The organism is Flavobacterium sp. KACC 22761, from assembly GCF_034058155.1.
Taxonomy (GTDB): domain Bacteria; phylum Bacteroidota; class Bacteroidia; order Flavobacteriales; family Flavobacteriaceae; genus Flavobacterium.
The window spans coordinates 1,746,864-1,770,874 of the sequence record NZ_CP139148.1 but is presented as its reverse complement, the minus strand read 5'-3'; the positions used below and the strand labels follow the sequence as shown (position 1 = coordinate 1,770,874).

20 protein-coding genes are annotated in these 24,011 nt (G+C 33.3%); 15 read left to right on the top strand and 5 right to left on the bottom strand.

Translation table 11 applies throughout. From position 1 onward, the window contains the following. Positions 1 to 34 precede the first annotated feature (34 nt). From SCB73_RS07790 to SCB73_RS07780, 3 genes are all read left to right on the top strand, one after another. A complete protein-coding gene (locus SCB73_RS07790; RefSeq protein ID WP_320569495.1) occupies positions 35 to 6,616 on the top strand; it encodes a T9SS type A sorting domain-containing protein in 6,582 nt (2,193 codons plus the stop codon). A gap of 2 nt (positions 6,617 to 6,618) precedes the next feature. Further along, positions 6,619 to 7,323, top strand: a complete 705-nt coding sequence (locus SCB73_RS07785) for a fibronectin type III domain-containing protein (protein WP_320569494.1) — start codon at positions 6,619 to 6,621, stop codon at positions 7,321 to 7,323. Between the two features lie 137 nt (positions 7,324 to 7,460). Continuing rightward, positions 7,461 to 8,480, top strand: a complete 1,020-nt coding sequence (locus tag SCB73_RS07780; protein ID WP_320569493.1) for a DUF481 domain-containing protein — start codon at positions 7,461 to 7,463, stop codon at positions 8,478 to 8,480. Positions 8,481 to 8,497: 17 nt separating this feature from the next. Here SCB73_RS07780 and SCB73_RS07775 read toward each other — a convergent pair whose 3' ends face one another. Further along, on the bottom strand, positions 8,498 to 9,355 hold the full coding sequence (locus tag SCB73_RS07775; RefSeq protein WP_320569492.1) for an MBL fold metallo-hydrolase: 858 nt from the start codon (positions 9,353 to 9,355) through the stop codon (positions 8,498 to 8,500). Between the two features lie 80 nt (positions 9,356 to 9,435). Continuing rightward, positions 9,436 to 10,356, bottom strand: coding sequence for a hypothetical protein (locus tag SCB73_RS07770; protein ID WP_320569491.1), 921 nt, complete (start codon positions 10,354 to 10,356; stop codon positions 9,436 to 9,438). A 366-nt stretch (positions 10,357 to 10,722) separates the two neighbouring features. Between SCB73_RS07770 and SCB73_RS07765 the strand changes: the two genes are divergently transcribed. From SCB73_RS07765 to sufD, 6 genes are all read left to right on the top strand, one after another. Beyond that, positions 10,723 to 11,052: a HesB/IscA family protein gene (locus tag SCB73_RS07765; RefSeq protein WP_026727150.1), complete on the top strand. Its 330-nt coding sequence runs from the start codon at positions 10,723 to 10,725 to the stop codon at positions 11,050 to 11,052. Between the two features lie 85 nt (positions 11,053 to 11,137). Beyond that, positions 11,138 to 12,586, top strand: a complete 1,449-nt coding sequence (sufB, locus tag SCB73_RS07760; protein WP_320569490.1) for a Fe-S cluster assembly protein SufB — start codon at positions 11,138 to 11,140, stop codon at positions 12,584 to 12,586. Positions 12,587 to 12,593: 7 nt separating this feature from the next. Further along, positions 12,594 to 13,082: a flavodoxin family protein gene (locus SCB73_RS07755; protein ID WP_320569489.1), complete on the top strand. Its 489-nt coding sequence runs from the start codon at positions 12,594 to 12,596 to the stop codon at positions 13,080 to 13,082. Positions 13,083 to 13,093: 11 nt separating this feature from the next. Next, positions 13,094 to 13,840: a Fe-S cluster assembly ATPase SufC gene (sufC, locus tag SCB73_RS07750; protein WP_008466070.1), complete on the top strand. Its 747-nt coding sequence runs from the start codon at positions 13,094 to 13,096 to the stop codon at positions 13,838 to 13,840. A 47-nt stretch (positions 13,841 to 13,887) separates the two neighbouring features. After that, positions 13,888 to 14,256: a four helix bundle protein gene (locus SCB73_RS07745; protein ID WP_320569488.1), complete on the top strand. Its 369-nt coding sequence runs from the start codon at positions 13,888 to 13,890 to the stop codon at positions 14,254 to 14,256. A 118-nt stretch (positions 14,257 to 14,374) separates the two neighbouring features. Next, positions 14,375 to 15,691, top strand: coding sequence for a Fe-S cluster assembly protein SufD (gene sufD / locus SCB73_RS07740; RefSeq protein WP_320569487.1), 1,317 nt, complete (start codon positions 14,375 to 14,377; stop codon positions 15,689 to 15,691). Positions 15,692 to 15,796: 105 nt separating this feature from the next. Here sufD and SCB73_RS07735 read toward each other — a convergent pair whose 3' ends face one another. Then, positions 15,797 to 17,146 (bottom strand): serine hydrolase domain-containing protein, encoded by a 1,350-nt coding sequence (locus SCB73_RS07735; protein WP_320569486.1) that lies wholly within the window; start codon positions 17,144 to 17,146, stop codon positions 15,797 to 15,799. Positions 17,147 to 17,366: 220 nt separating this feature from the next. Here SCB73_RS07735 and SCB73_RS07730 point away from each other — a divergent pair, with 220 nt between their 5' ends. The 6 genes from SCB73_RS07730 (at position 17,367) to SCB73_RS07705 (ending at position 21,472) form a co-directional block, all read left to right on the top strand. Then, positions 17,367 to 18,581, top strand: a complete 1,215-nt coding sequence (locus SCB73_RS07730; protein ID WP_320569485.1) for an aminotransferase class V-fold PLP-dependent enzyme — start codon at positions 17,367 to 17,369, stop codon at positions 18,579 to 18,581. A gap of 81 nt (positions 18,582 to 18,662) precedes the next feature. After that, positions 18,663 to 19,016 carry a hypothetical protein gene (locus SCB73_RS07725; protein ID WP_320569484.1) on the top strand — a complete coding sequence of 118 codons (354 nt, stop codon included), beginning with the start codon at positions 18,663 to 18,665 and terminating at the stop codon, positions 19,014 to 19,016. 2 nt (positions 19,017 to 19,018) lie between these two features. After that, on the top strand, positions 19,019 to 19,444 hold the full coding sequence (locus SCB73_RS07720; RefSeq protein ID WP_320569483.1) for a SufE family protein: 426 nt from the start codon (positions 19,019 to 19,021) through the stop codon (positions 19,442 to 19,444). Between the two features lie 88 nt (positions 19,445 to 19,532). Next, positions 19,533 to 19,856: an SUF system Fe-S cluster assembly protein gene (locus SCB73_RS07715; protein WP_320569482.1), complete on the top strand. Its 324-nt coding sequence runs from the start codon at positions 19,533 to 19,535 to the stop codon at positions 19,854 to 19,856. An 80-nt stretch (positions 19,857 to 19,936) separates the two neighbouring features. Next, complete coding sequence (locus tag SCB73_RS07710) at positions 19,937 to 20,446, top strand: DUF2480 family protein (RefSeq protein ID WP_320569481.1); 510 nt, start codon at positions 19,937 to 19,939, stop codon at positions 20,444 to 20,446. Positions 20,447 to 20,521: 75 nt separating this feature from the next. Beyond that, a complete protein-coding gene (locus tag SCB73_RS07705) occupies positions 20,522 to 21,472 on the top strand; it encodes a DUF3078 domain-containing protein (protein ID WP_320569480.1) in 951 nt (316 codons plus the stop codon). Between the two features lie 251 nt (positions 21,473 to 21,723). Here the strand turns inward: SCB73_RS07705 and hflX are convergent, their stop codons facing one another. After that, positions 21,724 to 22,953: a GTPase HflX gene (hflX, locus tag SCB73_RS07700; protein WP_320569479.1), complete on the bottom strand. Its 1,230-nt coding sequence runs from the start codon at positions 22,951 to 22,953 to the stop codon at positions 21,724 to 21,726. A gap of 148 nt (positions 22,954 to 23,101) precedes the next feature. Then, positions 23,102 to 23,968, bottom strand: coding sequence for a hypothetical protein (locus SCB73_RS07695; RefSeq protein WP_320569478.1), 867 nt, complete (start codon positions 23,966 to 23,968; stop codon positions 23,102 to 23,104). Positions 23,969 to 24,011 lie beyond the last annotated feature (43 nt).

The following is a 24,011-nucleotide window of genomic DNA, read 5'->3' as shown; positions in this document are numbered from 1 at the left end:
TATACTTGCGGTGACAAAAATTTAAATTCATTCTATGAAAACAAAACTACTCTTGTTGCTGTTTCTAGCAAATTTTTCAATTCATGCGCAGATTAATCTTGTTCCAAACGGGGATTTTACTGCACCGAACGGAGTAATACAAAATTGGACCGTAACGAATGTTGTTAATGCAAGTTATGATTATACAACATTACAATATAGTGCAAGATTGTCCTACACGACTAAATCTCCAAAAATTACAACTCAAGTACCAATGAAAGCTGGGGTAACTTATACTATAAAGTATAAATACAAATATGTCAGTGCAAATTACAGTGGAGATCATCCTATTGCGCTAAACATTTCGCAAACTGGAAGCGCGGCCACTTTGTCTAGTAGTACATTTGCAACAAATAATTTATGGACAGAAAAAACGGCTACTTTTACAGCAGATAAAGATTTATCATACGATTTATCGCTTTCTACTTTTAGCTTTGACAGTGCCTCTTTTGAAGTTTTGATTGATGCGGTTCAAGTTTATGTACAAGGTACAGAACAATACACAAAAATTCCTAATCTTAATTTTGAAAAAAAATTAATTGCACTTGGTCTTGATTCTGGTACTACAGATGGTCAAGTCCCAACAATAAACATCAACTCACTATCATATCTGGATGTTTCAAATAGCTCTATAACTGATTTGACTGGTATTGAAGATTTTACTGCTTTGGCAACTTTAAATTGCAACCAAGCAGGTTTAACAAGTCTGGATCTTAGCAAAAATCAAAACCTTCTTAAATTGAATTGTGGGGGCAATTACAATCTAAAAAGCTTTGATGCAAGTAAGAATCCAAATTTGGTTTATCTAGACTGCAGTAATCTTGGTTTATCGACTTTGAATCTAGCTTCGAATACAGCTCTTCAATATCTTGAGGCGTCAAATAACAGCTTAACGACTTTAGATTTGTCAAACAATACAAATCTTCTTGAAATACAAGTAAGAAGCAATAAATTAACGACTGTAGATCTATCTAAAAATACGGCTTTAAAACAAATTAATTTTACAAGCAATCTTATTACATCTTTAAATGTATCTAATAATACGGCATTAACTGTCTTGGAATTAGGTTCTAATAAATTAACGAATATCGATCTTTCAAAAAACAACTTATTAGCTGATTTAGGTATCTATGGAAATCAATTGACTTCTTTAGATCTTAGCAATAACAATGCACTGGTTACCCTGAATTGTTCTGCTAACAAGCTAAGCAGTCTGAACTTAAAAAATGGAAATAATTCTAATTTCCTATTAAGCCGTAATATTGGTTATACGAATCTAAATGGCAATTCAACAGGTGGCTCTATAGATTTATCATTTGCTAGCAATGCATTAAGTTGTATTCAAGTTGATAATGCTGCTTATTCTAATACTAACTGGTCAGCATTAAAAGATAAAGAAGCGAATTTTACTTCATTAGATTGTTCGCTTTCGACTTTAATTCCAGATGCAAAATTCGAAGATCAATTAATCGCTTTAGGGATTGATACTGATGGAAAAAATGGTGCAGTTTTAAATTCTAGCATCAATACTGTTGCCACATTAGATGTTTCAGCAAAAGGAATTACGAACTTAACCGGAATTGAAGGTTTTGTTGGATTAAAAAATTTAAACGTCTCTGGCAATGCATTAAAAAGATTGAATCTTTCTAAAAACACAGCATTGACGACTTTAAATACTTCTAACAATTCAGCATTGACTTGCATCGAAGTGCCTGATCTTGCTCTTGCTTCTACTTGGATTATTACCCGAGATGCAACAACAAGCTTTAGTTTAGACTGTAATGTTTATACGCTTATTCCAGATCCTAAATTTGAAGATTTTCTAATTAATAATAATATTGATAAAGATGGTAAAAACGGAAAAGTATTAACCGAAAATATCGATAAAATCACTATTTTAAATATTTACAATCTGGGGATTTCCGATTTAACAGGGATTCAAGATTTTACTTCTTTAATCCAACTGCAAGCTTATGGCAATGGAATAGAAACAATAGATGTTTCTAAAAACACAGCTTTGACAAGTCTTACTCTTAGCAATAATAAATTATCAAAAATTGATCTTTCAAAAAACACAGCATTAGTTTCGATTGATTTAAGCACCAACCTTATTTCAGAAATTAATCTGACAAATAATGTAAATCTAAAAAGTCTACGAGTTAGCAACAATAATCTAAGCAAAATTGACGTCTCTGCAAATACAAATCTGACTTATATTCTTGCTAATAATAATAAATTAACCTCTTTTGATATTTCAAAAAATCCAGAGGTATATCAAGTTTGGTGTTCAGATAATCAAATCAGAAATTTAGATTTCTCTAAAAACGCAAAACTTACTCAAGTAATGGCGGGAAATAACAAACTGGTCAATCTGAATTTCAAAAATGGAGCCAATACCTTAATAAATGTTTCGTCAGGAAACAATGGCGGTTTGCTTTTTACTGGAAATCCAGACTTGAAATGTATACAAGTTGACGATGTTTCTTATTCTAATACAAATTGGTCAGCAAAAAAAGATGCAACTGCTACATTCTCTTCAGTTGCATGTCCAGTTGTAATTCCTTATACTTTAATTCCTGATGCCAATTTTGAAGCGAAGTTAATTGCATTAGGCATTGATAAAGATGGAATAGCAGGAAAAGTTGAAACCATGAATGTTGTTACTCTAACAAGTTTAGATGTTTCAAATAGCAACATTGCAGATTTAACAGGAATTCAAGATTTTACAGCTTTGACAGCTTTAAATGCTAGCAATAATAAATTGGCCACGATTGATGTTTCTAAAAATACTGGCTTAAAAACATTAAACATTAGCTCAAATCAACTGACTTCGATAAATGTTACTGCTAACATATCGCTAAATACTTTGAATTGTGCTTATAACAATATTACCGCTTTAAATGTCACAAAAAATACAGAACTAAACAGTTTAAGTTGTAATTCTAATGCCATTCAGACATTAGATGTTTCAAAAAATGCAAAACTTACTTTGCTAAGCACTAGTTTTAATAAAATGCAATATTTAGATGTTTCAAAAAATACGCTTTTAAAAGAATTCGATTGTGCTTCTAACGATCTTTACAATCTAAATTTGAAGAATGGTAATAACGCCAATATGCAGCGCATGACTTTTGGCAATTTTACCCTAAATCCACATTTAGTTTGTATTGAAGTTGATGATGCCGCATTTGCTGAAGCAAAATGGATCGCAAAAGATGCAACGGCAACCTATTCATCACAAGCTTGTCCTCTTAATGAACAGCAAACATTAATTCCTGACATAAGTTTTGAAAGAATTTTGATTGCTCAAGGTTTAGACAAAGATGGTGAAAATGGAAAAGTTCGTACAGCAAGCATTTCAGGCTTGACATCTTTAACATTAAATGATAGCAAAAATAAAGTTTCTGATCTAACAGGAATTCAAGACTTTAAAGCTTTATCTTCATTAGATGCAAGCAATAACACTCTTAAAACCATTGATCTTTCTAAAAACACAGAGTTATACAATGTAAATCTTAGCAATAATCAATTAACAAGTATAGATTTTTCAAACAATGCTGTATTGTGGGTTTTAAAGATTACAAACAATCAATTGACAACTCTTGATCTTTCAAAAAACACAGAATTAGGTTTGCTAAGTATTGATCGTAATCAATTGACAACTCTTGATGTTTCTAAAAACACCAAATTATCAAATCTAGACATCGGTGATAATAAATTCAAAACTATCGATTTATCACAAAACACAAAATTGCGGTATTTATCTATGTACAACAATTTGTTGACTTCTTTAGATCTTTCAAATAATCTACTTTTAGAAACATTACAATGTTCTCAAAATCAGATCAGCACTTTAGATTTATCTAAAAACAACAAACTTTATCAAATAAATCTGGCTTACAATAAGCTATACAATCTGAATTTAAAAAATGGCGCTAATAGCTTAATAAACATCAATTATTCTAACTTAAAAAATAATACATATCTAACTTGTATTACAGTTGACGATGTTACTTTTTCAAATGCAAATTGGAGTACAATTAAAGATGCAACATCAAACTTTTCATCAGAAGCATGTCCAAATGGAGAGCCATTTACACTAATTCCTGATGTTAATTTTGAAAACAAATTAATCGCTCTAGGAATCGACAAAGATGGTCCAAACGGAAAAGTTGCAACTTACAGCATTGATACTGTGACTTCTCTAAACGTGTCAAAAAGCAATATTACTGACTTGACCGGAATACAAAATTTTACTGCTTTAACTACATTAGAAGCTGCTGATAACAAATTGACAACAATTGATGTTTCAAAAAACCGATTTTTAACCAATTTGAATGTTAGCAAAAATCAATTGACTTCTCTTGATGTAACTGCAAACTACAACTTAGTAATTTTAAACTGCAGCTCAAATGCAATTGCAAGTTTAAACGGTCTTTCTAATGCAACCTTATTGAACAATTTAAATTGCAGCAACAATGCGATTAAAACGTTAGACGTTTCTAGACTTTTGCAATTAAACACTTTAAACTGCAGCACGAATGCTCTTACTGTGTTAGATGTTTCTAAAAACACAAAACTAGTAGCCTTAAGCGCTAGTATCAATCAATTAGAAAATTTAGATATTTCTAAAAACATACTAATAAAAGAAATTGATTGCGCTTCTAACAATTTGTACAACTTGAACTTGAAAAACGGAAACAATGTGAATTTTGAAAGAGTATTTTTTGGAAACTTTACAGCAAATCCAAACTTGCTTTGTATTCAAGTTGATGATGCTCAATTCTCAAAAGATAACTGGATTGCAAAAGACGCAACGGCAACATATTCATCTGAAGCTTGTCCTGTAAACGGTAAATACACGTTAATACCTGATGTGAATTTTGAAAAATTATTAATTGCCAAAAATATAGACACCGACGGTGAAAACGGCAAAGTACTTACCGCAAGCATTTCAAAAATAACTTACCTGAATGTAACCGATAATACATTGAAAGTATCTGATTTAACAGGTATTCAAGATTTCACTGCATTAGAAACTTTATACTGTTATTCTGCGGCATTGACCTCTTTGGATGTTTCTAAAAACGTAAATTTAATTACACTTGACTGTTCAGGTAATAAAATAACTTCGTTAGACTTTTCAAAAAACAGTAAATTAAAATTATTAGATTTTGGCACTAATGCTGTAACAACAATTGATCTTTCGGCAAATGTTAATTTAACCACTTTGTCTGTTAGTGGCAACCAGCTGTCAACATTAGACGTTTCAAAAAATACAGCTTTACTAACATTATATGCTAATAATAATAAATTAACTGGTTTAGATATTACTAAAAACATCAATTTAACTAGCGTATCATTTTCAAGCAACCTTTTAACGTCTTTAGATGTTTCAAATAATACAAAACTAGCAGCTTTAACAATTACTGATAACCAAGTGACTAGTCTGGATCTTTCTAAAAATCCTTTATTAGCCTCATTGTTTGCAAGTACAAACAAATTAGAAAGCTTAAATATCAGTAACAATACCCTGCTTAACACAGTGGAGTTAAAATCTAACAAAATTACTACGGTAGATTTTTCTAAAAATGCAGCTCTGAAATTATTAGTATTATCTGACAATAAACTTACAACGCTAGATTTGTCTCAAAATCCAGTATTAATGAACTTAAACCTGAACGGCAATCAATTGACAAGTCTGAATTTAAAAAATGGGAAAAATACCTCAATAAATTCTGCTTACTTAGATTTACGTGCAAACCCAAAATTATACTGTATTCTTGTTGATGATGTAGTATATGCTAACACCAATTGGACTTATGCAAAAGATACAGCAGCGAAGTACAATACAGAGTGTACTGGTGAACTTACTTTACCTGCAAATAATTTTGCAATTGAAACTAAAGGAGAATCTTGCCTTGGTCAAAACAATGGTGAAATAAGCATTACGGCAAAACAAACATTTGCATACGTGGCAACTATAAACGGAAAAGCAACCGCATTCACAAATAATACTTTAAAAGTTACTACTTTAACTCCAGGTAATTACACGATCGCTATTACCATTCCTGGTGAAATTTTCGAACAAAATTTTAATGTTACCATTCAAAAAGGAGCTACCATTACTGGAAAATCTAGTGTAAGCGCTAAAAAGGTTGATGTTGAAATTACCGAAGGAACTGCGCCATTTACTGTATTTATTGACGGTCAGGCACAATTTCAAACAAACGATTCTAATTTCTCTTTAGATCTTGAAAAAGGCGGTTTATTAGAAGTTGCTACATCAAAAGCGTGCGAGGGAGTTTATTCTAAAAAAATAGCAACTTTAGATCTTTACGGAACTTTAGCAGCTTATCCAAACCCAACATCTGGAAGTTTTGAAATCGAAATTCCAACAAAAAACAAAGAAGTTACAATCGAATTGTACAACTTCGGCGGTCAATTGGTTTCGGCAAAAAACTACACTATCGAAAATGGAAAAGTACAGTTGAGCCTTGAAAACCAGCCTTCAGGAATTTATGCTGCTAAGATTTATTTTGAAACTCCAGAATACATTAAAATCATAAAAAAATAAAAATGAAGAATTTTATATACCTATCAATTATCAGCTTAGTTTTTATTTCTTGCGGAGGTGGTTCTGATGATCCGGTTGAACCGCCAACACCGCCAAAAACAAACACAGCTCCAACTGTTCCAACATTAGTTGGTCCAGTTGATAATAAACTATGTTTAGACAATACTGTTTCTTTTCAATGGAACAAAGCAACAGATACAGAAAATGATGCCATAACGTATCAAATTCAAGTGGCAAAAGACAATGCTTTCACTCAAATCGAAAAAACTTTTGATGGTGCAGATAACTCAGCTTCTTTTGTGCTGAGTAAAAACACAGCTTATTATTGGAGAATAAAAGCTATTGATGCAAAAGGATTGGCAAGTGCTTTTTCGGCTACTTTCAAATTTTATACATCAGGAGATGCTGTAGTAAATCATTTGCCTTTTGCGCCAGAATTAGTACAGCCAATTCTTAATGCCGCTCTAAGCACCACGACGGCAACGCTAAAATGGACTACTTCTGATGTTGATACAGCAGATGTTTTGACTTATGACGTTTATTTTGGAACTGCAAATCCACCAACGGCTAAAATAAGTGAAAACAAAGGAGCCAACACACTTGATGTTGCGATAGAACCTGCAAAACAATATTTCTGGAGAGTTGTTGTAAAAGACGGCAAAGGAGGAGAAACTGTTGGCCAAGTTTGGAAATTTAAAACCAACTAAAAATTAAAATCAATTAATCCAAAAAATCCCATTTTCCACAAACTGAAAATGGGATTTTTTTATATTTCTGATTTTCATTGCATTTTTATTTCTAACTTTAATGTTACAAGCTGACAACCAAAGAAATAAAACCCAATATGAAGAAAATCATTCTTTTATTTTTTCTTTTCTTTTTCTTCAAAGCCAGTGCGCAAACTTCTGATACATTAGTACTGAAAAACAATGACATCATTGTTGGCGAAATAAAAATAATGAACAAAGGCGTCGTTCAAATTGAAACCGATTATAGCAAAGATGATTTTAAACTGGAATGGAAACATGTAAAAAACATTGGCTCAGAAAGAATTCATATTATCAACTTGACCAATGGAGTGCTCTTAAACGGGAAAATTTCAAAAACCAAAGCGCCCAATAAGTGCGAAATTACCAATGTCGAAACACAAACCAAATCCATAATAGACCTCGCGGATATTGTATACATAAAACCTGTTGATGACAGTTTTTGGGACAGACTCGATGCCAGTTTTGATGTGGGAATAAAATTGACCAAAGCCCAAAACTTACAGCAATTAACGGCAAACGTAAACTTAGGCTACACGGCCAAAAGATGGTACGGAACCGCAATGTACAAACACTTACAATCGATTCAGGACGACAGCGATCCCATCCGCAGAATTGATTCCGAATTAAGTTATGTTCATTTGCTCCCAAAAGATTATTTCATTCCATTATCAGTAAGCACTTTATCAAATACCGAGCAAGACATCGATCTGCGAATCATTTCAAAAGCAGGATACGGAAAATTCCTCATGCACAGCAACAAAAAATACTGGGGAGTTGCTTCTGGCTTGTCTTTTAACCACGAAAAATTTAAAGATACCAGCGAACCTAATAAAAGTTTGGAGCTTTTTCTTGGAACCGATTTTAATCTATACGATATTGGCGATTTCAGTATTCAGACAAAAGCAACTGTTTTTCCGAGTATAACAGAAAGCAAAAGGGTTCGTACCGATTTTTCTTTGGATACCAAATACGATTTGCCTTTGGATTTTTTCATCAAACTTTCGTTTGTTTACAATTACGACAATAAACCAAAAACAGGAGCTTCAAAAGATGATTATGTTTTCCAAACAACCTTTGGATGGAAATTGGATTAATAATTTTATTAAAGAATCTAAAAAATAGCTTCACAAGTAAATACCTCTTTCAAACGAACGCCTTTTTCGGTATGTTCAACAGTGATAATTTGATTGTGAGCATCATGCTCCAAGAATAAATAATAATTTTGATCGGCTGCCGCGTTCAGCAATTTGGCTTTTTCGGGCATGGTCAACAAAGGTCGTGTGTCATATCCCATCACATAAGGAAGCGGAATATGTCCGGCTGTCGCCAATAAATCGGCACAAAATACAATCGTTTTGTCTTGGTATTTAATATGCGGAATCATTTGCTTCTCGGTATGACCATCAACATAATAAATATCGAAACCTAATTCGCTAGAAAAGCCAAAATCGGTTTTTGGTCGATCAACAAAATTCAGTTGTCCGCTTTCCTGCATTGGAAGAATATTTTCGGAAAGAAAAGAAGCTTTTTCACGAGGATTTGGTTTTGTTGCCCATTCCCAATGATTTTCATTGGTCCAGAATTTAGCATTTTTAAAAGCTGGCTCATAACCCGTTTTATCTGCATTCCACTGCACGCTTCCACCACAATGGTCAAAATGCAGATGTGTCATAAAAACGTCAGTTATGTCGTCTCGATGAAAACCATATTTTGCTAGTGATTTATCTATAGAATGCGAACCCCAAAGCGAGTAATAACCAAAAAATTTCTCCGATTGCTTATCGCCCATTCCGGTATCGATTAAAATAAGACGATTTCCATCCTCAATCAATAAACAACGCGCCGCAATATCAATTAAATTATTAGCATCTGCGGGATTCGTTTTATTCCAGATTGTTTTAGGAACCACGCCAAACATAGCGCCTCCATCTAACTTAAAATTTCCAGATTCTATTGGATAAAGTTTCATATAAATAATTTCTAGTAAAGAAACAAAGCTAGGAAATCCTGCTCTTTAAACTAAAAATTCATTGCAAAACTTTTTGAAACTTATTCTAAGGTAATCGACGAGCTTCCCATTATTTCTTGCTTGTCAAAGAAATTGACAAAATAGGTTCCTTTTTTAAATGCATTCAAATCATCATTTAAAACGCCGTAAACATTGGCCGTTTTTCCTTGGTAATCACATGAAACCAAAAAACTGTAAACCAATGCTTTGTCATTGCCAAATTCGATCAATTTATTTTCACCCAAAACAGTATTTTTTTGATCCAAAACCTGAATATAATAGATTTTTTTTCCATTTTTTGAAGCCGAATTTCCATTCACTGAAAAGCTTATCTTTAGTTTTTTGGTGTTTTTCGCTTTAATCGTTTCTTGTTCCTTTCCTGAACTTTTTTCATTAATAGCCGTCACTTTAAAATTGCTCAAAGAAAGCTTTGCGGCATCTTTTAAAGTCGATTCCAGTTTTTTCTGTTTCGAGATCAATGTGTCATTTTCTGCTTTTTGCTTGTACATGACAACATTTTGGCTTTCGATTTCGGTCAGCAAGTTTTTATTCTGAGATTTCAGTTTTTTAACCTCTTTTACTTTTTCATCTAATGCTGTTTTTAGATCCGAAAGTTGTTTGCGGTAAATTTTAATTTGCTCTGCAGAAGGATTTTTTGATGCCCTGATGATTTCCATCAAATTCTCAATATTCTTTTTTTCAATTTCCAATTCCGCAGAAAGTGCAGTTTTTTCATAAATGGCAACATCATAAGCCAACTTCAAATTATTCAAAGAGTCCAGTATACTTTCCTGATCCATAGATTCTGAAACCGGTTCAATTATTTCCAGCCTGCTACTTTTAGGCTCATTTATAATCTCTGTTGTTTCACTGCTAAAAATCAAATATGTGGCTCCAATGCCAAAAATAAAAATAATTGCAAAAAGCGCTTTTATCCAGCTATCTTTGTAATTTTTTTTCATGATTTATCATAATTTATTGCAAAAGTACCATAAATTTAAAATTACGCACAGGTAAAAATACGGGATTTTAACTCTTTTTGCCAACTCTTAACAATTTGGCAACAAACAAAAACTTTTTTTGTAAGTTTCTTTTTATTTTCTGCAGAATAGCGCGACTTTCTAGTAATTTTTGAACATCAAAATAACTTCTATCTATTTTAACATTTGTTATAATAATGTGAACCGTTATGGAAAAAGGTTTTTAAGTCGTATCTTTGCAGACAATTTCATTTCAACATTGACAGACAGCACTTTAAAATGTAATAATTTGATTACTTTTTGATAAATATTAAAGGAATGTTGAAAAAGATAAATACCATAAAAACAATGATAAAAGTTTCTGATACAGCCAAAAAGAAAATCATCGACCTGATGACTGACGATGGTTTTGATGCCGCTCACGACTACGTACGTGTTGGAGTGAAAAGTGGCGGATGCTCTGGTTTGTCATACGATCTAAAATTTGACAAAACCAAAGGAGATGACGATAAAATATTCGTAGATAATGATATACAAATCGCAGTTGAAAAAAAATCATTTCTGTATTTAGCCGGAACAATTCTTGAATTTTCAGGCGGATTAAACGGAAAAGGTTTTGTTTTCAACAATCCAAATGCAAGCAGAACTTGCGGATGCGGAGAATCATTTTCTCTTTAGTCAAAAGCCGAAAGTCGTAAAGTCATAAAGACTAAATTGACTTCAAACTTTGGACTTTAAAACTATTTAGACAATAAACAAAATAATGAGCAAATACACCGAAGACGATTTAAAAATCGAACTGGAAACTAAAGAATATGAGTACGGATTTTATACCAATATAGAATCTGAAACTTTCCCTATTGGCTTAAACGAAGAAATTGTAAGAGCTATTTCGCTTAAAAAAGAAGAACCTGAATGGATGACCGAATGGCGCATCGAGGCTTTCCGCGCTTGGAAAGAAATGATCGAGCCAGAATGGGCAAATGTTCGTTATGAAAAACCAGACTTTCAGGCGATTTCTTATTATTCAGCTCCAAAACAAGTAGATCCTAACAAAACTCTAGACGATGTTGATCCGGAATTATTAGAGATGTACAAAAAACTTGGAATTTCTGTTGATGAGCAAAAAATGATGAACAATGTCGCTATGGATATTGTTGTCGATTCTGTTTCTGTTGCAACAACTTTCAAGAAAACTTTGGCCGAAAAAGGAATTATTTTCTGTCCGATTTCTGAAGCCATTAAAGAACATCCTGAATTAGTAAAAAAATATTTAGGAACTGTTGTACCTCAAAAAGACAACTTCTACGCAGCGCTAAACTCAGCAGTTTTCTCTGATGGAAGTTTCTGTTATATTCCAAAAGGTGTAAAATGCCCAATGGAACTTTCAACTTATTTCAGAATCAATCAAGCAGGAACTGGACAATTCGAAAGAACGCTAGTTATTGCTGATGAAGGAAGTTACGTTTCTTACCTTGAAGGATGTACAGCGCCAAGCCGTGACGAAAATCAATTACACGCTGCTGTGGTTGAATTAATCGCTTTGGATGATGCTGAAATTAAATATTCAACTGTTCAAAACTGGTTCCCAGGAAACAAAGAAGGAAAAGGTGGAGTTTACAACTTTGTAACCAAAAGAGGTTTATGCGAAACAAACGCTAAAATTTCTTGGACACAAGTTGAAACAGGTTCTGCTGTAACTTGGAAATACCCTTCTTGTGTATTGAAAGGAGACAATTCAGTTGGAGAATTTTATTCTATTGCTGTTACCAATAATTTCCAACAAGCCGATACTGGAACTAAAATGATCCATTTAGGAAAAAACACTAAATCGACTATTATTTCTAAAGGTATTTCGGCTGGAAAATCTCAAAATAGCTACCGTGGTTTAGTGCAAATCTCGCCAAGAGCAGAGAATGCAAGAAACTTTTCGCAATGTGATTCATTATTAATGGGTAACAATTGTGGCGCACATACTTTCCCTTATATCGAAAGTAAAAATCCAACAGCAAAAATCGAGCACGAAGCAACTACAAGTAAAATTGGAGAAGACCAAGTTTTCTACTGTAACCAAAGAGGTATTCCGACTGAAAAAGCGATTGCCTTAATTGTAAACGGTTTCAGTAAAGATGTCTTGAATAAACTTCCAATGGAATTTGCTGTTGAAGCTCAAAAACTATTAGAGATTTCTTTAGAAGGATCTGTAGGATAATTTGAAGATGGAAAATAAAAAAGTCATCATTTTAGGCTCTTCCAGAAAAAACGGAAACACAACAAAAATTGTGGATGAAATTTCTAAAGAGCATCACATCGATGTAGTGAATCTAAGTGATTACAATATTTCGTATTACGATTACGAAAGCAAAAATATAGACGATGATTTTCTTCCTTTAATAAGAAGAATATTGGAAGAATACGAGACCTTAATTTTTGCAACGCCGGTTTATTGGTATAATATGAGCGGAATTATGAAGGTCTTTTTCGACAGGATTTCAGATTTAATCCGAATTGAAAAAGAAACCGGAAGAAAGCTAAGAGGAAAGAAAATTGGAGTGATTACAAATTCACACGATAATGAAATCGAAGATAGTTTTTACATACCGTTTCAAAAATCAGCCGATTATTTAGGCATGGAATATTTAGGACACGCGCATTTTAATGCCAACATCCTAAACCAACAAACAAAAATAGAATTGACATTTATATAAAATAAAAAACAATGTTATCAATAAAAAACCTTCACGCCGCGATTGGTGATAAAGAAATCCTGAAAGGAATTAATATAGAAGTTAAAGCTGGAGAAGTTCACGCGATAATGGGACCAAACGGTTCTGGAAAAAGTACACTTTCTGCTGTTATTGCAGGAAATGAAAATTATGAAGTAACAGATGGAGAGGTAATTCTTGACGGAGAAGATCTTGCTGATTTAGCTCCAGAAGAAAGAGCACACAAAGGTGTTTTCCTTTCGTTTCAATATCCGGTAGAAATTCCTGGAGTTAGCGTTACTAACTTCATGAAAACGGCAATCAACGAAACTCGTAAAGCAAACGGACAAGAAGAAATGCCGGCAAACGAAATGCTGAAAGTTATTCGTGAGAAATCGGAGCTGTTGGAAATTGACCGTAAATTTTTATCTCGTTCTTTAAATGAAGGTTTTTCTGGAGGAGAGAAAAAAAGAAACGAGATTTTTCAAATGGCAATGTTAGAGCCAAAATTAGCAATCCTTGACGAAACGGATTCTGGTCTTGATATCGATGCTTTAAGAATTGTGGCTAACGGAGTGAACAAATTAAAAAGCGACAAAAACGCAATTATCGTGATCACGCACTACCAACGTTTGCTAGATTATATCGTTCCTGATTTCGTTCACGTTCTTTACAACGGAAGAATCGTAAAATCTGGAGGAAAAGAATTGGCTTACGAATTAGAAGAAAAAGGATACGATTGGATCAAGGCAGAGAATTAGTCAGTCATAAAGTCGAAAGTCAAAAGTCGTAAAGTCGAAAATACAATATGAGTAAGTTCAAATCTTTTGAGGAAATAAATTCTTGGCAAAAATCTCGAATCTTCAATAAGAAAATATATTTGATTACTGAAAATTCTAATTTCAAAAAAGACTTTGATTTTGTTAGACAAATAAGACGTGCATCACTTTCTATATCATCAAATATAGCAGAAGGCTTTGAAAGAAATACGGACAAAGAGTTTATTTACTTTTTATATGTAGCCAAAGCATCAGCAGGAGAAGTAAGATCTCAATTATATTTAGCTTTTGATTTAGAATATATTATAAAAGAAGAATTTGAAATGCTTTTAGAATCGATAACAGAAATATCGAAATTATTAAGCGGTTTCATTAAATATTTGAGTCAAAAGTCATAAAGTCGAAAGTTGTAAAGTCTGTTTAGACTCAACTTAGTTTATGATTTTTTTATAAAAATAGTCGACAATCTAAAGTCTTTCGACTTTCGACTTTCGACTTTAAGACTAAAAAAAAGAAATGGATTTAAAAGAAAAATTAGTATCGTCTTTTATGGCTTTTGAAGAGCGTGTCGATGTACATTCAGATTTACATGACATACGCACAAATGCTTTAAAAAACTTCGAAAATAAAGGTTTCCCAACCAAAAAAGAAGAAGCTTGGAAATATACATCGCTAAACGCCATCTTAAAAAATGACTTTACGGTTTTTCCAAAACAGGAAAATGCAATCGAATTTAATCAAGTAAAAAAATACTTTTTACACGAAATCGATACGTACAAATTAGTATTTATCGATGGCGTTTTCAGTTCGCATTTGTCTTCTACAACGCATGACGGAATCGATGTTTGCTTAATGTCATCGGCATTGACCAAACCAAAATATAAAATGATTATTGACACTTACTTTAATCAAATTGCAAGTAAAGATGATAGTTTGACTTCACTGAATACTGCATTTGCAATTGAAGGTGCTTTTATCAATATTCCGAAGAAAAAAGTGGCTGATAAACCAATTGAGATTATGTATTTCTCAACTGGTGCAGAATCAGCTTTAATGGTTCAGCCAAGAAATTTGGTTATTGTGGGTGAAAATTCACATGTTCAAATTATTGAGCGTCACCAAAGTTTGAATGAAAATCCGGTTTTAACAAACTCTGTTACTGAGATTTTTGCGCAAAAACGCGCGATTGTTGATTATTACAAAATTCAAAACGATAATAACGAAGCGAATTTAATTGACAATACTTACGTTTCTCAACAACAGGAAAGTCATGCTTATGTACACACTTTCTCTTTTGGTGGAAATTTGACTCGTAACAACTTAAACTTTTATCATTTTGGCGAAAGATTGACAAGTACGTTAAACGGAATTTCGATTTTAAACGACAAACAACACGTTGATCACTATACTTTGGTAAATCACGCACAACCAAATTGCGAAAGTTTTCAAGATTATAAAGGAATTTTCTCTGATCGTTCAACTGGAGTTTTCAACGGAAAAGTATTAGTAGAAAAAGAAGCTCAAAAAACAAATGCTTTCCAAAAAAGCAATAATATTTTATTGAGTGACAAAGCAACTATCAATGCAAAACCTCAATTGGAAATTTTTGCTGATGACGTAAAATGTTCTCACGGATGTACTGTTGGACAGCTTGATGAAACAGCAATGTTCTACATGCAGTCACGCGGAATCCCGAAAAAAGAAGCTAAAGCTTTATTGATGTACGCATTCTCAAATGCCGTTATCGAAAGCATTAAAATACCAGAATTAAAACAAAGAATTACTAAAATCATCGCTAACAAATTAGGCGTGAATTTAGGATTTGATTTGTAGTCAGGTTTTACCGCAAAGACACAAAGGTTACGCAAAGTTCGCAAAGGTTTATTACAAAACTTTGCGAACTTTGCGCTTTTTACTTAGCGTCTTTGCGGTTAAATTTTATTTTTTTACTGAAGAAATTATCCCCTTCAAAAACCCATTAAAATCAAATCCAGGTTCTTCTTCCTTCACTCCCATTCTCACGATTACCATATCCAAAGACGGAATAATCGCTACCATTTGACCTTGATATCCACTACAATAAAACATATCACGAGGAACATCTGGGAATTTCCCGCCAGCATTTAACCAAAACTGCGCTCCATATTTTCCTTCTGAAGTATTCGTTGGAGTTGCGGTATATTTTACCCAGCTTTCATCGAGGATTTGCTCACCGTTCCAGTTTCCTTTTCTTAAGTATAATAATCCAAATTTTGACCAATCGCGTGGTGTTGCCCATCCGTAAGAAGAACCCACGAAAGTTCCCGACATGTCTTGTTCAACAATCATCGAGTTCATTCCGATTTTGTCAATTACGGCGCTGTACCAAAAATCAAGATATTCTTGTTGGGTTTTAAATTGGCTTCTTAAAATTCTCGATAATAAGTTTGTTGTTCCTGAAGAATAATACCAATGTGTGTTTGGTTTGTATTTTGCTGGTTTGTCCATTTGTACTTTTCCCATATCTTCAGACTGGAAAAGCATTTGAGTCGCATCGCAGATTGTACTGTAGTTTTCTTCCCATTCTAAACCGGAATTCATATGAAGCAAATCGTTTACGGTAATATTTTTACGCTCGTCATTTTGCCATTCTTTGATTGGCGCTGGTTTGTAAATATCAATTTTTCCTTGTTTAGCTAAAACTCCAAATGCTGAACTTGTGATACTTTTTGTCATCGACCAGCCTAAAATTTTACTGTCTTTATTGAAACCTGTATCGTATTTTTCAGCAATTAAATGGTCTTTATATAAAACAACAACCGCACGAGTGCGTTTTGCTTTACCGCCATTTTTATCAAAAGAATCATCAATTGCCTTTTTTAATTTTGCGTAATCCACATTCGCGAAAGCGGTATCTTTTGGTTCATTATTTCCATATGGAAACGGAAGATTATTAACCAATTTTGTTCTCTTTGGAAGCAAATAAGGTTTTGAAACATCATAATCGTCATTAATCAATAAAGCACCTAAACCGTCTCTGTAAATTGCTTTTCTTTCTTTCAAACCATAAACAGCCGATGTTGCAAATTTTCCGGCGTCATTAATTGTGTTTGTCGCAAGATCTAATAAATGAATATCATTATCGGTTTTCTGAATTAAATCCAATGAGCGATGATCCATAAAATGTCCGGATGCAACACTTTTGGCCGAGAAACCCGAAATTAAATCAAGTTTTGGATAAGTTGTAAATCCGAAATACAAAAAAGCAAGAACAAGGGCAAGCGCCAGTACTTTTAAAAATTTTTTCATGATGTTTAAGATGTTTTTAATGCAATATAAATAATTTATGCTCACGATTTTAGAACTCAAATTAGAAATCTGTTTCGGATAATGCAGAAAACCGAAACTATTTTTAAGGAATCAGCATTTACAACATCTGACAATCGCATCATAAAAGGAAATTATAGAATTCCTGTATAAACAAATTTAGTTTTAGTACTTTTGTAAATAGATTTTTTCTAAATAAGACATGCTAGATATTCAAAAAATAAGAGCTGATTTCCCGATACTTTCGCAAACTGTAAACGGAAAGCCATTAGTATATTTCGACAACGGAGCTACTTCGCAAAAACCGCAAATCGTGATTGATGCTGAAGTAAAATATTATCAGGAAATCAACGCCAATATTCATCGTGGCGTTCACACTTTAAGCCAATTAGCCACTGATGCTTACGAGATTTCTCGTCGCAAAGTGAAAGATCATATCAATGCAAAACATGCTCACGAAGTTCTTTTTACTTCAGGAACAACGCACGGAATTAACTTAGTTGCAAACGGATTTGCTTCTATTTTAAAACCGGGCGACGAAGTAATTGTTTCTTCTTTGGAACATCATAGTAACATTGTGCCTTGGCAGATGTTATGCGAAAAAACGGGGGCTGTTTTAAAAGTTATTCCAATCGATGACAATGGAGAATTAATCATTGAGGAATTTGATAAATTACTATCGGATAAAACGAAAATTGTTACTGTAAATCATATTTCAAATGCATTGGGTGTAATCAATCCAATCAAATATATTATTGACAAAGCACATACTGTAGGTTCTGCAGTTTTAATTGACGGCGCGCAGGCAGTTCCGCATTTAAAACCAAATGTTCAGGAATTAGATTGTGATTTTTATGCCTTTTCTGGGCATAAAATGTGTGGTCCAACAGGAACTGGAATTCTTTATGGAAAAGAAGCTTGGCTGAACAAACTTCCTCCTTATCAAGGCGGTGGCGAAATGATCAAAGAAGTTACGTTTGAAAAAACTACTTACGCAGATCTTCCTCATAAATTTGAAGCCGGAACACCAAATATCGCTGGCGGAATTGTTTTAGGAACCGCAATTGATTATTTAAACGAAATTGGTTTTGAAAATATTCAAGCATACGAACACGAACTTTTAGAACACGCTACAAAACGTTTAAACGAAATTGAAGGTATCCGAATTTATGGAAATACCAAAAATAAAGCCTCTGTAGTTTCGTTTAATATTGACGGAATTCATCCTTATGATATTGGTTCAATTATTGACAAATTAGGAATTGCGGTTAGAACCGGACATCATTGCGCACAACCAATTATGAATTTCTTCTGTATTCCAGGAACGATTCGTGCTTCATTTTCATTCTATAATACAAAAGAAGAAATTGATGCGATGGTTGATGCTGTGAAAAAAGCACAAACCATGTTAAGCTAAACTATTTTTATGAAACTATTCTCTTTTTTATTTCTAGCAATCTTTTTCGTAACAGGCTGTTCAAGCCAAAAATTAGCTGATATGACCACAACAAAAATGGAATATTCTGCAGTTTCGAGAGGTGTATTTAAAAAGATAATAGTTGAGAATAAAAGCGTTTCGGTTACAAATGGCAGAAATGCCCAAGCAGTTGAAAAGAAAATTGACGATGCAAAATGGAAGCAAATTGTATCAGAGTTTTCAAAAATAAATCTAGAAAATATTCCAAACTTGAAAGCTCCAACAGAAAAACGTTTTTATGACGGAGCCGCAATTGGAAATTTAAAAATAACTCAAAATCAGAAAACCTACGAAACAAAAGGTTTTGACAACGGTTTTCCTCCAAAGGAAATTGAAAAACTGGTAAATTTGCTGACTGATTTTGCTAAAGAATAATTATGACGATAAAAGAAATTCAAGACGAAATAATAGACGAATTTTCAATGTTCGACGACTGGATGCAACGTTATGAATACATCATCGAATTAGGAAAAAGTCTTCCATTAATCAAAGAAGAATACAAAACCGACGAAAATTTAATCAAAGGCTGCCAATCGAAAGTTTGGTTGCAAGGTGAACAAAACGACGATAGAATTGTATTTACAGCTGACAGCGATGCGATATTGACAAAAGGAATTATCGCGATTTTAATTCGTGCTTTCTCCAACCAAAAAGCATCAGATATCATAAATGCAGATACTGATTTTATAGACGAAATTGGATTAAAAGAACATTTATCAGCAACACGCGCCAACGGTTTGGTATCAATGATAAAAAACATCAAAATGTACGCTTTGGCTTTTGACGCTAAAAACAAAAATTAAATTTCCTTTGCCACGAATTTCACGAATTGGCAGTAATTTTTAAATTCGGGAAATTTGTGAAATTCGTGGCGAAAAAACAAATAACAAAATGGAACAAGAAATAGACACAAACGAATTAGGAGAATCAATCGTAAGAGTTTTAAAAGGAATTTACGATCCTGAGATTCCTGTAGATATTTATGAATTAGGATTAATTTATGACGTAATGGTAAACACCGATTACGAAGTAAAAATCTTAATGACACTTACTTCGCCAAACTGCCCAGTTGCAGAAAGCTTGCCAAGAGAAGTAGAAGAAAAAGTAAAATCAATAGAAAACATCAAAGATGTAGATGTTGAAATTACTTTCGATCCGCCTTGGAGCAAAGATTTAATGAGCGAAGAAGCTAAGTTAGAATTAGGAATGCTTTAATTTAGTCATAAAGTTGAAAATCATAAAGTCCAAAGTTCAGGACTTTATGACTTTCGACCTTCGACTTTAAGACTTAAAGAATGGAAGAAATCATCAATAAAGTTGCCAATAGTGCTTTAGAAGTTTTTGATTTAGAAGATTATTATCCAAAAGGAATTCGAACACAAATTGACATTTCGCAATGGCTTTTGGAAGGATTTTTATTGAAAGAAAAAGACTTTAGAGAACATCTTAAAAATCACGATTGGTCGCAATATCAAGATCAATATGTAGCGGTACATTGCAGTACAGACGCTATTATTCCGGCTTGGGCACTTATTTTAGTTAGCGTTCATTTGGCTCCTTTTGCTAAAAAAGTAGTAAACGGTACCATTGAAGACCTTGATGCAAGTCTTTACGAAGAAATCCTTAGTAAACTTGACTATTCTGTTTACAAAAGTAAACCCGTAATTGTAAGAGGCTGTTCTAGAAAACCAGTGCCAATGCGCGCTTATATCTTGGCTACAACCCATTTGCAACCATTTGCCAGAAGTATTATGTACGGCGAAGCATGTTCTGCCGTACCTTTATACAAAGAATCCAAAAAATAAATTCATGAATTGAGATTAATCCTACAAAATAAATGTTTTTAGTTATATTTGTCCCATACATTTAAATTAAATACTATGAGAAAGATTCTATTATTATTGTTCATTTTAGCAAATCTTACTTTTGTTCAATCTCAAAACACTGAAAAAGAACTCGCACAAAACACTGAAAAAGCCGTAAAAAAAATCAATGATACCATTGAAAAAGAAGGCTGGAAAGCAAAAGGGACGGTATCACTTCTACTCAACCAATCTAGCTTTAACAACTGGATTGCAGGTGGTGAAGACAGCTTCTCAGGAACACTCGGAATCAATTATGATTTCAACTACAAAAAAGACGATATCACCTGGGACAATAAAGTTCTCGCTTATTACGGTTTGCTACAAACCAAAAATGCCGATTTCGAAAAGAAAACCGATGACCGTTTCGAATTCAATTCAGTCGTTGGAAAAAGAGCATTTGGCGAATGGTATTACTCTTATTTCTTAAACTTTAGGACACAATTCACAACCGGATACATTTACGGACAAGACGCAAACGGAAAAGAAATCAGGACTGAAAATACCAAATTCATGTCGCCAGGATACCTAACAACTGGTCCAGGTATTTACTGGTCAAAAGATGAAAATCTCAAAATAAATTTTGCGCCTTTAACTTCAAAATTCACATTTGTAGACAAAGCTTATACCTCAGCCATTGATCCAGCCACAGGTTTGCCTTATCCTGACGGATATTATTTTGGCGTCGACGCCGGCAAAAGCATGCGTTACGAACTAGGTTTCTATGCTTCGGTATATTACAAACTGGCCATTATGACCAATGTAACGGCCGAAAACACCCTTAATTTGTATTCAAATTATTTAGAAGACCCGCAAAACATCGACATTAATTATTCCTTAAACATTGTAATGAAAGTAAATAAATTTCTATCAGCAAATTTCTCCTTCCAGACAATTTACGATGACAATGCATTTCAAGGATTCCAAACCAGAGAAGTTTTTGGTTTAGGAATTAATTTTGGATTCTAATCAGGAGCATCGCAAAAGGCATTTTAACAAACGTGGTTTCCCGCTCTCGGCTATATCTCGCTGTTGCCCTCTCGGGCCAGCAAGGATACCGCCTCCATCGGGGCTAAATTAAAACAATTGGCTTCTTTTAAACATTTGAAAAAAAATGCCACAGATTAAAGGATTATTCAGATTATAAAAAATCCTTTTAAATCCCTTAATCTGTGGCAAATAAAAACGGCTTTTGAAATAATTCAAAAGCCGTTTCAGTTTTATTCTTCTTCTTTTTCAATTGCGTCCTTATAATCTGGATACAAAAACTTATTATATGGAAATCTCGTGATATGAATCTGGCGAACCGCTTCGTAAACCATTTCTCTAAATTCCTCAAAATTCTCTTTTCTCGTTGCCGAAATAAACAATGCTTTATCCTGACCAACATTACTCATCCAAGTCTGTTTCCACTCATCAAGTGTCCAGTGTTTTCTGGTTCTTTCAGTAATCAAATCATCTTCATCAATAGTCAAATGTTTGTAAGCATCGATTTTATTGAAAACCATAATCGTTGGCTTATCATTACTTTTGATTTCCTGCAAAGTCTGATTTACCGATTCAATATGATCTTCAAAATCTGGGTGCGAAATATCGACAACATGCAAAAGCAAATCGGCCTCGCGAACCTCATCAAGCGTACTTTTAAATGAATCTACCAATTGAGTAGGCAATTTTCGAATAAAACCAACCGTATCCGAAAGCAAAAATGGCAAATTCTTAATCACCACTTTTCGAACCGTTGTATCTAAAGTTGCAAATAATTTATTCTCAACAAAAACATCACTTTTCCCGATAGCATTCATCAAAGTCGATTTTCCAACGTTGGTGTATCCAACCAAAGCTACACGCACCATTGCGCCACGATTGCTTCGCTGAATACTCATTTGCTTGTCAATCGTTTTGATTTTATCTTTTAATAACGAAATTCTGTCACGTACAATACGTCTGTCAGTTTCAATCTCCGTTTCCCCAGGACCACGCATACCAATTCCACCTTTTTGACGCTCAAGGTGCGTCCATAAACCAGAAAGTCTTGGTAATAAATATTGACATTGCGCCAATTCTACCTGCGTTCTTGCGTACGAAGTTTCGGCTCTTTGCGCAAAAATATCTAAGATTAGGTTGGTTCTATCTAAGATTTTTGCATCAATAATTCTTGAAATATTTTTTTGTTGTGAAGGCGTTAATTCATCATCAAAAATAACCGTCGATATTCCGTTTTCTTTTACAAAAAGATTGATTTCGTCTATTTTTCCCGTTCCCACAAAAGTCTTGGGATTCGGGCGTTCCATTTTTTGCGAAAAACGTTTTATAACTTCACCTCCTGCAGTAAAAGTCAAAAACTCTAATTCGTCCAAATATTCGTTAAGTTTTTCCTCACTTTGATTTTGAGTTACAATACCAACAATGGCCGTTTTCTCAAAATTTATAACTTCTTTCTCTAACATATCTTAAAATAAGCCACAAATTTAAGCATTTGTACACTACTTACAATTATAGAATTCCAATTTTAAATTCAATTAAAAAAAATAAACCATTTATAAATCAGGCAATAAAACCTAATTTATAAATGGTTACAAAATTTATTATACAGATTTATTCGTAGATAAATGTTTTTTCTGTTTTCACAATTCCGTTTTCTTCAATCTGAGAACAAGAAATTGGGAAATTCAATTTGTTGTATTTGTACTTTCTGCTGACTGCAACTAATGCCGAAGATGATGGACTAAAATTCATTTCGTTATTATATGAAATCGACTCAAATGCAAATTCTTCTTCATGATACGAAATCATTGGCACAATTATTTTATAATTATCCCCAAAAAGACTCTGAACAATTAATTGGTCCGCAGATTTTTTATCATCATAGGTAAACGATTTTGAGATTTTATCTCCAACCAAACCTTTGTGTTTTGAGACATTATCGTTTACATAAACATATTCGATTTTACCAATAATCTGCTTATTTCTATCGCGCGAAGTACGTCTAACAATAATTCCGTTCTCAACAATATATTCAATATCATCAACTAGATTCTGGTGATTGGTACTCTTTTTAGTCGTTACTTTTATTCTTGCTCCTTCATAGAAAAAAGTCACCACTTTTGTAATATAATCAGGCCCTTCCTGATATTTTTTTACAAATTTTATGATATTGTTGTTTGCATCGTAGGTATAATTCACAACTTCCTTCCAATCGCTTCCAATTTTATCTTTCACTGTCATATCCAGCAATCCATTTTTATTATAAAAAAAGTGCTGAACAACATCTGAAGTTGTAACGGTTTGAAGTTTGCCATCTTTAAAAACCATTGTTTTATTTACAATTTCACCATCTTTTGAGTTTTGGTAATTTGTTTTTACAATGTTGATTTGCTTTAGTTTGACTGCATCGGCCTGATCTTGGCTGTGCGTCAAGCAAGGGAATACCATCATCAAGATGGCGATAAAGTAGGTTCTCATTTTGTTTTTGTATTGATTTGGGATGACCAAAATACAAAATTCT